The following is a 14,994-nucleotide window of genomic DNA, read 5'->3' on the forward strand; positions in this document are numbered from 1 at the left end:
TGGAACCACTCTGACCCCTTCCCGAACTCAGATGTGAAACGCTGCTGCGGCTACGATAGTTGGAGGGTCGCCTCCTGCCACAATAGCTCGATGCCAGGTCTCTATTTTCAAAAAGCCTCTTTCGTAATTTTACGAAAGAGGCTTTTTGCTTTGGTGTTGCTCAATGCTTCGGACACAATTAGGCAGCATTCACACCTTAAGGAATTGTTGGAACCATAATCTAACGTGAGTTCGACGGACAAGACAGCCCAAAAAGGTTGCTAGGGAGTAGTTTGAGAAATTGGGTATGTCAAATAATGACTAAGATTTATGGGGATAGGTAAAAAAGGCATAAAAAAACGCCGAGACTAAGAATATCTAATAAAAACGAGGTTCTCGGCTATGTCTACCATTGTATCTCGCCTGGACATCACCCAAATTTTCTGTGACGTAGATGATTTCTGCGCCTCATGGGAAAATCTCTCTTCACAAGTACCACAACTGCCATCGACAACAGGAGAACGGCGTAGCACTTCCCGGATGCACTTATCAGAAGTAATGACAATAGTTATCGCATTTCATGGCAGTGGATATAAGACCTTCAAGGAATTTTATACTCTGGATGTGCTGACTAGTTGGCATAAAGCATTTCCCAATTTAGTCAGCTACACTCGGTTTGTGGAATTGATGCCCTGGTGCTTAATGTTGTTATGTTGCTGTTTACATACACGTAGAGGAGAAATTACTGGGATTAGCTTTATCGATTCCACACCAATTAATGTTTGTCACAACTGTCGAGCGCATTCTCATAAGGTATTTAAAAGGTTAGTCAAATGGGGCAAAAATTCTGTGGGCTGGCACTTTGGATTTAATTGGTAAAGCTGATTGATAAGATTCTGTTACGCAAACGCGCTGTCATTGAATCGGTCAATGATCATCTGAAAAATATCTGTCAAATCGAACACTCTCGTCATCGTAGCCCATTTAACTTTTTGGTTAATTTGATGGCTGGTTTAGCTGCTTATACCTATTTGCCTAAAAAACCTTCGATTGATATTTACCCAAAAGACTTACCTGCACTACCTCCTACCATGTTTTAGTTCCATCGAACTCACGTTAATCTAAATTTTTGCATAATATTGCCATGCTAACTTTGCAGCACCCACCATTCCCGCAGAATTGCCTAATTCAGCTGGCAAAATTTGTAAACCAAAGCGCGAAGTAAGCATAACTCGCCGCTCAATTTCTGCTTTGGCTGTTGGTAAGAAAAATTTAAAACTAGCGCTGACACCGCCACCAATTACGATCGCTTCTGGTGTCAAAACATAAATTAAACTAGCTAAACCGATACCTAAATCTCTACCATATTCTTGCCAAAAGGTTAGAGCGTAACTATCTCCCGCCTGAGCAAGAGCGCCCAGTTCAGCAGGTTCTTTGCCGGTGCGGCGACGAATTGCCATCACCGAAGCATACTGTTCTAAAGAACCATGATTACCACTGTTACACACTGGGCCGTTTGGGTTGAAGGTGATTAAACCTAATTCTCCACCTGCGCCGCGATGTCCCGCAAACAATTTGCCATCCAGAATAATTGCACCACCAACCCCTGTTCCCAAGGTTAACAGGATGAAATTTTGCAAGTAACGACCGGCTCCCAACCAAGCTTCTGCAACTCCCGCACAGTTTGCATCATTAGCAATCACAGTGGGTTTACCTGTTTTGGCTTCTAACCAGTCAGCTAAAGGTATATTGTGCCATTGTGGTAAATTAATGGCGATTTGGGCGATGCGTCCTGTAGCATCAGCAGGGCCAGGAGTACCCACACCAATGGCTATAGTTTGATTATCTGGGTCAACTTGCGCGATCGCATCTACCATCACAGCTAAAACAGCCTCTGGTGTTGCTGGTTGGGGAGTTTCCACGGTTAAAGATTGTAAGCAAGTACCATCCAAGCTGAACCGCCCCAACTTAATTGCTGTTCCCCCGACATCAATACCAATTACTTCCTGCTTCACCACAATTGCAAATCCTACATCTAAGGTGCGATACAGAAATGTATCACTCCTGATATACATTCAACAGAAATATTTTTACTTGTGTTTATTTAAGATGTAATCAGTTGATTCTTCAGAACGCACAGAAGCAACTTGCAAATTAGTGGCTGGGTAATAATTAACACCTGATTGCCTCGACAAATTTGTGACTGGTGTACCCCGTAAGATTCCAGCCAGAGCAATAGAGAGCATGAAACCGCCAGTAGCGGCTGCAATTAAAGAAAGGTTATCTTTCACACTAATTTCTCCAGTTATCAGTTATCAGTCAGCAGTGAACAGTTACCAGTTTGTTTACTGATAACTGTTCACTGTTAAGTGACTATTTCCGAATCCCATTTTCTCCCCGTAATCGGGGATTGACAAATTCATTTAGCCCTTCACCAAGTAGGGATAACCCTACCACCATAAATGTCATAGCTAAACCAGGAAATAAGGTAGTCCACCAAACACCTGTGGGTAGTGCTTCTAAAGCCTGTTTTAGGTCATATCCCCATTCTGGCACTTCTTCAGGCAGTCCCAGCCCTAAAAAACCTAAACCGCCCAATACTAAAATGGCATCAGCGGCGTTCAGGGTAAATAATACAGGTACGCTTTGAATGACGTTGAAAAATAAATATCGAGATAACACAATCCAGGTAGAAGCGCCCATTGCTTGGGCTGCTTCGATGAATACCTCCGTTTTCACACTCACGGTGTGGTTGCGAACAACGCGATAATACTGAGGGATATAAGCAATACTAATAGCGATCGCAGCATTGAAGATACCTCGCCCCACAACAAACGCCAACGTCACGGAAAGCAGCAGTCCTGGTAAGGTGTAAATGCTATCCATCAAAAACAGCAAAAGCTTATCTAATCTACCGCCAAGATAGCCGCTTACCATCCCCAGAGGCACGCCAACAATCATACTCAACGCTGTGGCTAAAATCACCACTTGCAAAGCCGCTTGAGCGCCAAACAAAGTGCGAGAGAATACATCATGACCCAAGCGACTAGTACCAAACCAGTGCTTGGCGGATGGTGCTTCTTGAATTGGGTTCGAGAGGAAATCTTTGGGGTTTTGTAGCCATCCCCAAGCCTGCAATACAGGGGCAAAAAATGCCAAAAAGATAAAAAACAGGGTGATGGCTAACCCGATGATCATTAACTTCTGGGAAAGATTGGGATTTTTGGCAAAACGTAGAAATGTTGGTAGCTGACGTTTAGTGATGGTCATGAGCGATCGCCTGCATTAAGCAAGATACGCTGACCATTATAGAAGTATGAAGTGTGAAGTATGAAAGGAAGTTTTTCTCAGTGTTCTCTGCGTCCTCTGTGGTTCGCCTTCTGGTCATTTATCATAAGTCCAGGAAGTATGAAGGATAAAATCTTAAATTTCATACTTCAGCCTTCATACTTTTAAAGATTGCTTTCAATCAACAGGCGATACTCGCTCTTTTGCTTCACGCCTTTAATTTCCTTCAACAATTCTTTGTCTTTAAAAAACTGTACGGTTGGTGTACCAGTTACTCCAGCGTTTTCAGCAATGTCGCGGTCTTTATCGATGTCAATTTCTACAAAGTGGATTTTGCTATCGAATTCATCCACTACTTTATTTAGTATGGGTTTGAGAGTATGACAAGGGCCGCAACCAGGAGCGACATATTTGACGATGAGTAGGCGATCGCTGTCATGGAATAATTTGCGTAAAGCATAACCGCCTTCATGGCGAGTTGCATTTAAATCAAATCCTGCTGCTTCCTCCGCTTCAGTTTTCTTTTGTGCTGGCTGAGTTTCTAGCTCATTGTTAATCATTGGCTGTTGATGGAATTCTTGAATCAAACCATTAGAAGATAACCAGCGTTCTGCTAACAACGCCGCCATACAGCCAGTACCCGCAGCCGTAATTGCTTGGCGATATTCATGATCTTGCACGTCACCAGCCGCATAAACGCCTTCTATACTGGTTTCTACAGAACCGTCTTTAGTGACAACGTAACCCACCTCATCCAGTTCTAGTTGTCCTTTAAATAAAGATGTATTGGGCGTGTGACCAATGGCGTAAAATAAACCCTTGGCATGGATTTCGCTTTCTGCATTCGTTTGGTTATTGCGAACTTTTACCCCGTCCATGTGACTATTACCAAACACATCCACAACTTCCGTGTTCCAATGCACTTGGATTTTGGGGTTACTCAAAACTCTGTCTTGCATAGCTTTAGAAGCCCGCATCTTATCAGACCGCACCAACAGATTCACCTTGGAACCATATTTAGTCAGGTAAATTGACTCTTCTGCTGCTGAGTCGCCAGCACCAATCACAGCTAGTTCTGCACCGTGGAAAATTGGTGTCGCACCATCACAAATTGCACAAGCAGAAATACCACGACTCCAAAACTCATATTCGCTGGGTAAACCCAAACGCCTTGCTGTTGCACCAGTGGCAATAATCAAGGTGTGGGTTTTAACTTCTCTTTCTTCAGAGCGCACAGTAAATGGACGCTGGCTCAAATCAACAGATATCACATCCTCAGTATATAACTCAGCCCCCCAGCGATCGGCCTGCTCCTTCATCCGATCCATCAGTTCTGGCCCTGTAATCCCTTGCGGAAACCCAGGAAAATTCTCTACTTCCGTCGTCGTCATTAATTGTCCACCGGGTAAACCCCCTGCTTGGAAACCTTCAAAAATCACAGGTTTCAGGTTGGCGCGTCCCGCATAAATAGCAGCCGTATACCCAGCTGGCCCAGAACCGATAATTACTACGTTTTCTACAGTCGGGTTAGACATATTTTTATGCAAACTCGTAACGACTACGCTTAATATAACATAACCATAGCGTGAGAGAGAAGGCACAGAAATGGGAATACTCAAACTTAAGCCGATTCTTCTTGGTCGCGCTACTGCAACAGGAGCAATTTACCGATGAATAACCCAACATCAGACTTAAAAGAAAAAATTCGTCAGCAGTTTGAAGCGACTCCATATCCTAATAATTCTTTAGAAGAAACTCCTAAAGACAAGCTGAATTTGCTTTATGTTTATAATTTTGTCACACCTTTCTATTTAAGAAACCAAGAACTTATAAATACTAAAGATAAAGTTATTTTAGATGCTGGTTGTGGCTCTGGTTACACATCATTAGCCTTAGCAGAAGCAAACCCCGATGCCAAAATTATTGGAATTGATTTATCAGCAGAATCTGTCAATCTAGCTCGTCAACGCTTTCAATATCACGGTTTTGATAACGCCGAATTTCATACTCTTTCTATAGAAGATTTACCAAAATTAGGCATGAAATTTGACTACATCAACTGCGATGAAACTCTTTATCTGCTGCCAGATCCAGTTTTGGGTTTGCAAGCAATGAAGTCTGTTTTACAACCTGATGGAATTATCCATACAAATTTGCATAGTTATCGGCAGCGCTTTTATTATTACCAAGCGCAAGAACTTTTCCAAATAATGGGATTGTTAGACACCGCTCCTCAAGAATTCGAGACTGAATTAGTTAGGGAAACAATGCGTTCTTTGAGAGACGACGTGATTCTCAAACAAAAAGCCTGGGACGACACTTTTGACCAAGCGCCTAACTTAACCTTAATTAATCATTTACTTCAAGGAGATAAAGGTTACACCGTTAAACAAATGTTTGCCATGCTCGAAGCTACTAACCTAGAATTTATCAGTATGGTGCAATGGCGACACTGGGAATTAATGGATTTATTCAAAAATCGGGATGATTTACCTGCATTTTTAGCCATGAGCCTACCAGAACTTTCTGTAGAGGAACAGTTACATATATTTGAACTATTACACCCTGCTCATCGTTTACTAGATTTTTGGTGTGGTCGTCCAAATCAAGGAAAATTATCTGAGCCAGCTTCCGAGTGGACATTAGCTGACTGGCAAAGTACAAAAGTACATCTTCATCCCCAATTAAAAACAGAACAAATCAAACAAGATTTGATTAACTGCATTGTTCAAGGCAGTTCATGGTCTATGACGAACTATATAAATATTCCTTTGAAGGGGCCTTTAGATTTAGATACTACCTTAGCTGCTTGCTTGCTACCTCTATGGGAGGGAGGACAACCATTTGACTCTCTAGTACAACGTTGGCTATTGATTAAACCAATAAATCTCGTCACTTTAGAACCGATAAGTTACAAGAAAGCTTGTTATCAAGTGCAAAATCTCTTGAGCAAACTGGAAGTCTTTCTATACGTGCTTTTAGAACGTGGTTTCTAGAATTAATAGCCACATTTTCAGAATTTTTTGCTGTAGGTGATATGAAACCTAAAACAAGTGGGTAAATTAATTTCAGAGGTCAATAATAATACATCTCACCCTAAGGAGAATTTATAAATGAAACCTGCAATTAAACCCGAACTCCAAGCCAAGTTTTTACAACACCTCAACAACCGCAAAAATAAAGCAGATGAAGGTTTCACCTTGATTGAATTACTCGTAGTAGTAATTATTATCGGTGTTTTGGCTGCGATCGCTCTACCTTCTTTGCTCGGTCAAGTTAACAAAGCCAAACAGTCAGAAGCTAGAAATAACGTTGGTGCAATCAACCGCGCTCAACAAGCTTACTTCTTAGAAGCTCAGACTTTCTCAACTGATTTATCTCAATTGGGTATTGGTATTAGAACCCAAACTGATAATTACGATTACACTAGCGCAATTCAAGGTAGCACTGCTACTGTTGCTGGCATAGTATCTCACAAAGCGCAAGCTCGTAAACCTGCTATTAAAGCTTATTTAGGAGCTGTTGGTACAATCATTGGTAACGCTCAAACCAGTGAAGCATTAACAATTGCTATCGCGTGTGAAGCAAACTTACCTGGTATAAGTGCAGTTCCAAACGGAACCAGCGCTACTAACTGTCCTACTGGCTACAAACGCCTGGGCGGTTAATGTCAAAAATGCTTTTTGTTGTGCTACTGCCAGCTAATAGTATTTGAATTTTACATTAAGTGAGTAGTGAATTTTTTAACTACTCACTTTGTTTTATTTTTTAGTATTAAATAAGGAGTATTTAAATGTCTGCAATATTAGCAACACAAAATTTAGATGAACTGAATGAAAAAGCCTATAAATATCTAGTTCAAGAAAATTATTATCAGGCAACTCAAATTTATGAACTACTAATCGATATTGAACCTAATATTAAATCTTATTATTGGTATTTAGGTTTATTATTACTACTCCAAAAACAAGAAGCCGAAGCCCAAACAACTTGGCTTATGGCTATGATGGAGGGTGAAGAAAGTGATACTGTTCAATGGACAGAGCAGTTAAAAGTAGTTCTCAACCAAGAAGCACTTAGGCAAGAAAGTATAGAAGATTATGGTAATGCTGTGCTGCTCCGTCAACACATAAAAGAACTTTGCCCAACAGATATTACTAATTTATTACGCTTAATTCAACTGCAAATAAAACAAGAAAACTATACAGGAGAAGAGCTAACAGATTTCGGAATACTCAAAATACTTCAGTCTGAGCCACCTGTAGCAGTGGAGTGTGAATTATTAATTACTGTTTTAGATAATGTTTTAAATTACGCTCCTTTATATCTATCATCACAAGAATTGGTGAAAGCTTGTGTTACCTATATACATGAACAGCAACAAGCTAATACTTTTATCCATATTTTAGTTAAGTCTGCTATAAAAATTGGCTATGCACAAAAACAACCAGCAATAGCAGCAAGCATTTTAGAAATATGCTTAAGTTTAGATCCTAATAATAGAGAGATTTTATTTTACATCACAGGTCTTTATTTTGCTTATAGCAAATACTCTAAAGGTATAGAAACGGCAAAGTTATCATATTTTTTATCTACTGAATTAGCAGATCAAATATTTGCTAATAATTTAATTCTTAGAGGCTTAGTAAGTTCTGGTGGTACGAATTGGCAAGCAGCCTGTGAAGCTTGGCAAAAACATGAATTGCTGCTGGAAGAATTAAAGGAGTTAAATCCTACCAATTTAAATTCATTACAAATATCAAGGCTATTTAATACTGATTACTTCACTCCCTATTTCCAAGATAAACCACAATTATATAGAAAACTCCGCAACAGCCTATCAAAAGTATGTCAAGCAAACATTGAAAATTATGCCCAGGAATCGATAGAAAAATTTCAACAAAGATATATACAACAACAAAAGATTTTAAATAGTGAAAAAACACTAAAAATTGGTTATTTATCTCATTGTTTTCAAAGCCATTCTGTTGGTTGGTTAGCGAGATGGTTAATTAAGCATCATGACCGCGATCGCTTTCAAATTAATGGTTATTTTATCAGTTGCGATCCTGCTTTTGATCCCTTGCATGAGTGGTATTTAGATCACTTCACTTACTCTTATAAATCTTCTATACCTGAAGCTTTGACTGAGCAAATTTCTCAAGATGAAATTGATATCTTGATTGATTTGGATAGTATTACTTTAGATTTAACTTGTGGAATAATGGCTGTCAAACCTGCACCAGTGCAAGTAACTTGGTTGGGATGGGATGCGTCGGGAATTCCTGCTATTGATTACTTTATTGCAGATCCTTATGTATTGCCAGAATCAGCCGATGAGTATTACAGTGAAAAAATCTGGCGTTTACCGCAAACATACATAGCCGTTGATGGTTTTGAAGTCGGTGTTCCCACCCTGCGCCGCGATGATTTGCATATACCTACTGATGCAATAGTTTATTACAGTGGACAAAGAGGTTTTAAGCGTCATCCCGATACTGCACGTTTGCAAATGAAGATTATTAAAGAAGTACCAAATAGCTACTTCTTAATCAAAGGTGATGCTGATGAAGAAGCAATTAAAACTTTCTTTTATCAACTGGCTGAAGAAGAAGGAGTAGAGATTGAGCGTTTACGATTTTTGCCAGGGGTAGCTTCAGAAGCTGCTCATCGTGCTAATTTAGGTATTGCTGATATAGTTTTAGATACATATCCCTACAATGGTGCAACAACGACTTTAGAAACCTTATGGATGGGTATTCCTTTAGTGACGAGAGTTGGTGAGCAATTTGCGGCACGTAATAGCTACACTATGATGGTTAATGCTGGTATTTCAGAAGGTATTGCCTGGACAGATGCAGAATATGTAGAATGGGGCGTGCGCTTAGGTAAGGATGAAAATTTACGCCAACAAGTAGCTAAAAAACTCAAAGTATCTCGGCAAACTGCACCTTTGTGGAATGGTAAGCAATTTACCCGCGAAATGGAAAAAGCTTACGAGCAAATGTGGCAAAAGTATGTTGAGGCTAATAATATTAGCTCTTAGGGCAAAATTAATTGATAACAATCCTAGTTAATTTATAAAGATTTGTGATGTCTAGATCCCCGCCTTCTTAAAGAAGTCGGGGATCTAATTGTTTAGAATAAGATAATGATTATCTTTTTAAGAAACTTTCAGTACTTAATATATGAGAAAAAAATTTAATAAATTATTTAGAAAATAGTTGGTAACAAAAGGCAAAAAAACAGCATAATTTTTTGTAGTAGGAAGTATTATGTAAACCTATCCATTTGGTAAAGGAAGGTTTACTAATTAATGCAGGTATTTTGGCTGTTCTGACAAAGTTAAAATTTTTCTAATTCGGTATCATCTCTGCTCAAAAGCGATACCAAAAAATTGAGATGAAAAATCTCAATCAGAAATAAACTCTGGCTAAGTTGTTTGTATTAATTATTCTCAATTCTTTCACTAGTAAAGTTAATGCCAATAGTTGGCCATCAATTCAGTTTCTAAAGGAGAATATCTCAGATGGCTCGTAATAAAAAATCATCTGGTTCTAAATTTCAGCATTTATTACATACTAGATGCCCTATCTGTTGTATTGTCCCGCCGCATATGCTGGAAAATGTGGTTGTGAATGGTAATCCTCAGCAACGTGCTTGGGCGTTTCATACTTTAAATGTTTCAGCGCAGTTACGAGGACGGCGGGATGTTGTGGGGAATCTTTTCTTCTCCCCCTCCCCTGGTGAGAAGCGACGTACTATTTACGATGCTAAAAATGGACAACAACTCCCCGGTACTGTGGTAAGACATGAGGGTGATCCTCCTAGTACTGATGAAGCGGTGAATGAAGCTTACGATGCGGCTGGCGCTACTTATGACTTATTTTCTGAGATATTTGAGCGAAATTCTATTGATGATAAGGGTCTGCGTTTAGACTCTACCGTACATTATGGTGTTAAGTATGACAACGCCTTTTGGAATGGTGATCAAATGGTCTATGGTGATGGCGATGGAGAACTGTTTGAACGCTTTACTAAATGTATTGATATTATTGGGCATGAGTTAGCTCATGGAGTGACTCAGTATGAAGCAGGTCTGCAATATTATGGTGAACCAGGAGCTTTGAATGAGTCATTTTCTGATGTTTTTGGTTCCTTGGTTAAACAGAAGGTAAAAAATCAAACAGCACAGCAAGCAGACTGGATTATCGGCGAAGGTCTTTTAGCACCAGGTGTTAAGGGTATTGGTATTCGCTCGATGAAAGCACCAGGAACAGCATATGATGATTCTGTACTGGGCAAAGATCCACAACCAGGACATATGCGTAACAAATACACTGGTTGGGAAGATAATGCTGGTGTGCATATAAATTCAGGCATCCCCAACTATGCTTTTTATTTAGCAGCAGTTGAGATTGGTGGCTATGCTTGGGAAAAAGCCGGGAAAATCTGGTATATTGCTTTGCGCGATCGCTTGCGTAACCAAGCACAATTTAAAACAGCAGCTAACATAACTATCCAAGTTGCTGGAGAGCTTTACGGTGCTGATAGTCCAGAACAAAAAGCTGTACAGAATGCTTGGCAGAAGGTAGGAGTACTTTAAATTAATTCGTAATTTAAGAGGTTGTTATGTAGAGTAGTTTTCTACTAACTAATTTTGAATTCTGACCTCTTCTTTATTGTTGCTAAACTGGGAGGAGATAGTTATTTTCTCCCAGTTTTTGTAGATAACGGAGAGCAAAAAAATGCGGATCACGTTTGAACGCACGGGCGGCTTTGCTGGGATAACAAGGAAAACAACCGTTGACACTACCACCCTGCCATCAAAAGAAGCTACAGAACTGCCATTATTAGTCGAAACTGCTGATTTATTTCAGCTACCTACACAAATTCTCTCTCCTAATCCTCAAAGCGATCGCTTTCAGTATAGGTTAAGCATAGAAGACAACGGTAAACAGCACACAATCACTGTTAGTGAAGCAGCTTTACCAGGAACTCTAAAACCTCTCATTGAATGGCTAAATAACATAGCAAAGCAAAGATAAAAAGAGGGACTAGTACTTTTCACTCAGCACTCAGCACGGGCTGAACGCTCTGCTATCGCTAACAGCATTTTTACAAAGGTTCCCAACCTGTACCTTTGTAACCATAGTCAAAAATTTCTGGATGCAAAATTTCTGCCAAAATTTCCAAAGAATCTACCAGTCGTGGCCCCGGACGGTTGAAGTAAGAATTGCCATCAGTAATATAAACTCTGCCAGTTTGACTGGCGTGGAGTTTTTGCCATTCTGAACGTTGAGTTAATAACTCAGCTTCTTGGCGAGTGCGAATTAAATTAAAGCCGCAAGGCATAAAGATAATCACATCTGGATTGCTGGCTATGAGTGCATCCCACTCCAACAGAACCGAAGGTTCACCTGTAACGCTAAATAGTGATTGTCCTCCCGCCAAGTTAACTAATTCGGGAATCCAGTTTGCTCCTGTCATTAAAGGATTTGTCCACTCGATACAAGCAACTGTGGGCAGTTCTGTGAGGGAGAGTCCTTGGATTCTTTGCTGACTAATTTTTACGCGTGCTTCTAAATTTTCTAGTACTTTTACTGAGTCTACGTCAAAGATATGGGCTACTCGTTCAATATCAGCCCAAACATCCTCAAGAACATTAGGTTGTAAAGAAATAATTTTTGGTGAAGTCGGGACAAAGTTAGCAACTGCTTTTTCAACTTCTTGTAAACTAACCGCACAGACATCACACTGGTCTTGGGTGAGAATGTGGGTAGGTTGTAACTGCTCTAAAACATCGGTTTTGATGTGATAGATACTCAGTGCCGATTGCAACAAATCATTAACCTTATCGTGAATATCGCTGCTAGGTATATCGGTGTTAAATTGGGGTTCCGTACAGACAGGAAGATGTTTGATATCTGGAGGGTAGTCACATTCATGCGATCGCCCGACAATTGCATCAGCTAACCCTAGTGTTGCTAAAATTTCCGTTGCACTCGGTATCAAAGAAACAATTCTTACACTCTTATTTGTCATTGCTCCATCTCCACAACAGTTGCTTTCACCTCAATTTTTACAAACTTGAACTAATTAGGTATCTTTCTGTAGGAGAGTACCGAAAGTTGTTACAGTCATGATTTACTTAATAAATTGACTATTTCTGAAATTTGCATAAATCAATACCATTTTGCAGTTGATTGTCTATAACCTGATTAGATATCTTCTTTGAGAGTGATGCTGTTTTTGCATCTTCTGTGCTATTTGGTTGTAAGCATAAGTAATACTCTCTAAAACAATGTGCAAATTGAAAGTACATGAGCTTATCAATAGCATAGTAGTTATATGGAATTCATCTCTTCAAATCATTAAAATTTTAACAAACAGCAATTAAGCACTTAGTTATATACACGGTTTGTTGTTAAATGTAGATAGCTTACAAGAAGGTAATTTTAGTGATAAGTCTTGCACTGATAGCAAAAATTTTGATAAAAAAAATATACTATCCGGTTCTGAAAAATCCCGTGGAGTAATTGTAGTTATAAAAAACGATTCTGTTTTGGCGATATATCCATAGGACATGGTAATTACTTGATAGGAGTAACAGATGCAGTTGGCAGTGGTTAGTGATAGTAAACAAGAAATTGTGCAAATCAAAGAGAACGAGCAGCGCAAACAAATTCAAACCGTAGTGCAGTTTGCAAGGAGCAAAACATTCCAAAAAGGTAATCTCAATGTAACATTACAAGAAATTACAGAAGTGGCGGCTAAAACACTTTCTGTTGAGCGAGTTGGAGTCTGGTTATACAATCAAGACTTTTCTGCAATTGAATGTATTAATTTGTATGATTTAAGTAAAAAAGAGTACATATCGGGTCAGACTTTATTAAAAGCAAGTTATCCTAATTATTTCCAAAGTTTGGCAATCGAGCGCAGTCTTGTAGTAAATGATGCCATTAACGACCATCGAACCCAAGAATTAACAGCATCTTATTTAGAAGTATTTGGCATCACATCATTACTGGATGCACCAATTTGGCTGGGAGGACGTGTGGTAGGAGTGGTATGTCATGAACACTTTGGCGAAATGCGCCAGTGGACTGTAGAAGAAGAAAATTTTGCCAGTGCGATCGCGGATTATGTAGCACTAGCAATAGAAATTAGCGATCGCCACATAACACAAGATGCGCTGCGAAAAAGTGAGGCACAATTTCGGGCTATTTTTGAGCGTTCATCAATCGGCATTGGACTTACAGATATGAAAGCACAGATAGTAGATATAAATCCGGTGCTATGCCAAATGCTGGGATACAGTCGAGAAGAAGTGTGTGGTAAGTGCTTCACAGATTATATTTCTCATCAGAAAGGAGATTTAGAGGTTTATAAACAACTAGTATCAGGAATGCGCGATCGCATTGAAATCGAGAGACACTTCCGGCACAAAAATGGTCAGCTAGTTTGGACTAACCTCTCTATTTCAATGATTCCAGGCAATAATGGTACACCAGAGTTTTTTCTGGCAATTATTGAAGATATTACTAAGCGCAAACAAACAGAGTTGAAATTGCGTACATCTCAAGCAGCCGCAGAAGCAGGGAACCGAGCAAAAAGTCAATTTTTAGCTACAATGAGCCACGAACTGCGAACTCCTTTGAATGCAATTATGGGTTTATCGCAGTTATTACAACAAGAAATGATTGGTTCACTGAATGAGAAACAGCAGGAATATATCAGTTATATATATAGTAGTGGAGAACATTTACTGGAAATCATTAACGATATTCTTGACTTATCTAAAATAGAAGCAAGTAAAGAAGAATTAAATTTATCACCTGTGCCAGTAGCAGATTTATGTAATTATGCCCTATCGAGTGTATGCGATCAAGCTCAAGAAAAGGGATTACAACTTATCAGTGAAATTGATCCACAGGTAAATACTTGTATTGGGGATACTCGACGCATCAAGCAAATGCTAATTAATCTGCTGACTAATGCGATTAAATTTACACCAACAGGTCAGGTGTGTTTAGAAATAAAAAAAGTACCTGAAGGAATTACTTTTACAGTTGCAGATACTGGTATTGGTATTGATAGCAATCAATTTCAGTTTCTCTTTGAACCATTTAAACAGTTAGATAGTCAATTAAATCGTCAATATGAAGGTACAGGTTTAGGTTTAGCATTAACCCGTAAATTAGCAAGGTTGCATGGTGGAGATGTGACCGTTGTCTCAAAATTAGGTGAAGGGAGTCGTTTCACCCTATTTCTACCAGACCAAGTAGATTTAATAGCAGAAATAGATACAGTAGATGAAGATGTAACTAAATTACATCCATCCCCAAGCAACTTAAATAAAAAACGCATTTTACTTGCTGAACAAGAACAAAATACAGGTATACTTTTGCAAGATTATCTGCAAATAATTGGCTACGAAGTTGAGTTAATAAATACCCCAGACAAATTTTTAGAAAAACTCATAAATTTTCAGCCAAATTTAATTTTGTTAGATACACAGTTATTGCTAGACAGCGATCAAGGTTTGCGTCAAAGTTTGATGCAAGAAGACGAATTACAAGATATTCTGGTATTACTTATGGCTATTAATGAAAATGATTTGAAAGAATTACCTGAAATACAAACAGATAAATATGATTATCTTTTGAAGCCAATTCGCATAGTTCAACTAGAATCAATTTTGATGCAACATTTAAGCTAGAAATA

The 14,994-nt window shown here is 39.1% G+C and carries 11 protein-coding genes and 1 pseudogene; 7 read left to right on the plus strand and 5 right to left on the minus strand.

Annotated features, from left to right (window positions below; all coding sequences use genetic code 11):
* Positions 1-402 precede the first annotated feature (402 nt).
* Positions 403-1,079: pseudogene (locus IQ259_RS19245) on the plus strand (transposase).
* 21 nt (positions 1,080-1,100) lie between these two features.
* On the opposite strand, the gene IQ259_RS19250 reads toward IQ259_RS19245, so the two are convergent.
* From IQ259_RS19250 to trxB, 4 genes are all read right to left on the minus strand, one after another.
* Positions 1,101-2,054, minus strand: a complete 954-nt coding sequence (locus tag IQ259_RS19250) for an ROK family protein (protein WP_228014645.1) — start codon at positions 2,052-2,054, stop codon at positions 1,101-1,103.
* Positions 2,055-2,069: 15 nt separating this feature from the next.
* Complete coding sequence (locus IQ259_RS19255) at positions 2,070-2,270, minus strand: hypothetical protein (protein ID WP_193887608.1); 201 nt, start codon at positions 2,268-2,270, stop codon at positions 2,070-2,072.
* An 82-nt stretch (positions 2,271-2,352) separates the two neighbouring features.
* Complete coding sequence (locus IQ259_RS19260) at positions 2,353-3,249, minus strand: ABC transporter permease (protein ID WP_193887609.1); 897 nt, start codon at positions 3,247-3,249, stop codon at positions 2,353-2,355.
* 182 nt (positions 3,250-3,431) lie between these two features.
* On the minus strand, positions 3,432-4,802 hold the full coding sequence (gene trxB, locus IQ259_RS19265) for a thioredoxin-disulfide reductase (RefSeq protein WP_193887610.1): 1,371 nt from the start codon (positions 4,800-4,802) through the stop codon (positions 3,432-3,434).
* Positions 4,803-4,937: 135 nt separating this feature from the next.
* On the opposite strand from trxB, the gene IQ259_RS19270 reads away from it, so the two are divergent.
* From IQ259_RS19270 to IQ259_RS19290, 5 genes are all read left to right on the plus strand, one after another.
* Positions 4,938-6,263, plus strand: coding sequence for a class I SAM-dependent methyltransferase (locus tag IQ259_RS19270; RefSeq protein WP_193887611.1), 1,326 nt, complete (start codon positions 4,938-4,940; stop codon positions 6,261-6,263).
* Positions 6,264-6,380: 117 nt separating this feature from the next.
* Positions 6,381-6,935, plus strand: coding sequence for a type IV pilin-like G/H family protein (locus IQ259_RS19275; protein ID WP_193887612.1), 555 nt, complete (start codon positions 6,381-6,383; stop codon positions 6,933-6,935).
* 125 nt (positions 6,936-7,060) lie between these two features.
* A complete protein-coding gene (locus IQ259_RS19280; RefSeq protein WP_193887613.1) occupies positions 7,061-9,313 on the plus strand; it encodes an O-linked N-acetylglucosamine transferase, SPINDLY family protein in 2,253 nt (750 codons plus the stop codon).
* 483 nt (positions 9,314-9,796) lie between these two features.
* The gene (locus IQ259_RS19285) at positions 9,797-10,873 is read left to right on the plus strand and encodes a M4 family metallopeptidase (protein ID WP_193887614.1); all 1,077 of its coding nucleotides are present in this window, start codon (positions 9,797-9,799) and stop codon (positions 10,871-10,873) included.
* A 142-nt stretch (positions 10,874-11,015) separates the two neighbouring features.
* Entirely contained in the window at positions 11,016-11,315 is a 300-nt protein-coding gene (locus tag IQ259_RS19290; protein WP_193887615.1) for a protealysin inhibitor emfourin, read from the plus strand.
* A 70-nt stretch (positions 11,316-11,385) separates the two neighbouring features.
* Here the strand turns inward: IQ259_RS19290 and IQ259_RS19295 are convergent, their stop codons facing one another.
* A complete protein-coding gene (locus IQ259_RS19295) occupies positions 11,386-12,312 on the minus strand; it encodes a cobalamin-binding protein (RefSeq protein WP_193887616.1) in 927 nt (308 codons plus the stop codon).
* 568 nt (positions 12,313-12,880) lie between these two features.
* Here IQ259_RS19295 and IQ259_RS19300 point away from each other — a divergent pair.
* Entirely contained in the window at positions 12,881-14,989 is a 2,109-nt protein-coding gene (locus tag IQ259_RS19300; protein WP_193887617.1) for an ATP-binding protein, read from the plus strand.
* Positions 14,990-14,994: the final 5 nt, after the last annotated feature.

It is taken from the genome of Fortiea sp. LEGE XX443 (assembly GCF_015206815.1).
GTDB lineage: Bacteria > Cyanobacteriota > Cyanobacteriia > Cyanobacteriales > Nostocaceae > Nostoc_B.

Excerpts from the sequence above, each read along its gene's own strand:
- IQ259_RS19250 (WP_228014645.1), bottom strand. The coding sequence starts at position 2,054 with ATGTATATCAGGAGTGATACATTTCTGTATCGCACCTTAGATGTAGGA.
- IQ259_RS19260 (WP_193887609.1), bottom strand. The coding sequence starts at position 3,249 with ATGACCATCACTAAACGTCAGCTACCAACATTTCTACGTTTTGCCAAA.
- trxB (WP_193887610.1), bottom strand. The coding sequence starts at position 4,802 with ATGTCTAACCCGACTGTAGAAAACGTAGTAATTATCGGTTCTGGGCCA.
- IQ259_RS19270 (WP_193887611.1), top strand. The coding sequence starts at position 4,938 with ATGAATAACCCAACATCAGACTTAAAAGAAAAAATTCGTCAGCAGTTT.
- IQ259_RS19275 (WP_193887612.1), top strand. The coding sequence starts at position 6,381 with ATGAAACCTGCAATTAAACCCGAACTCCAAGCCAAGTTTTTACAACAC.
- IQ259_RS19280 (WP_193887613.1), top strand. The coding sequence starts at position 7,061 with ATGTCTGCAATATTAGCAACACAAAATTTAGATGAACTGAATGAAAAA.
- IQ259_RS19285 (WP_193887614.1), top strand. The coding sequence starts at position 9,797 with ATGGCTCGTAATAAAAAATCATCTGGTTCTAAATTTCAGCATTTATTA.
- IQ259_RS19290 (WP_193887615.1), top strand. The coding sequence starts at position 11,016 with ATGCGGATCACGTTTGAACGCACGGGCGGCTTTGCTGGGATAACAAGG.
- IQ259_RS19295 (WP_193887616.1), bottom strand. The coding sequence starts at position 12,312 with ATGACAAATAAGAGTGTAAGAATTGTTTCTTTGATACCGAGTGCAACG.
- IQ259_RS19300 (WP_193887617.1), top strand. The coding sequence starts at position 12,881 with ATGCAGTTGGCAGTGGTTAGTGATAGTAAACAAGAAATTGTGCAAATC.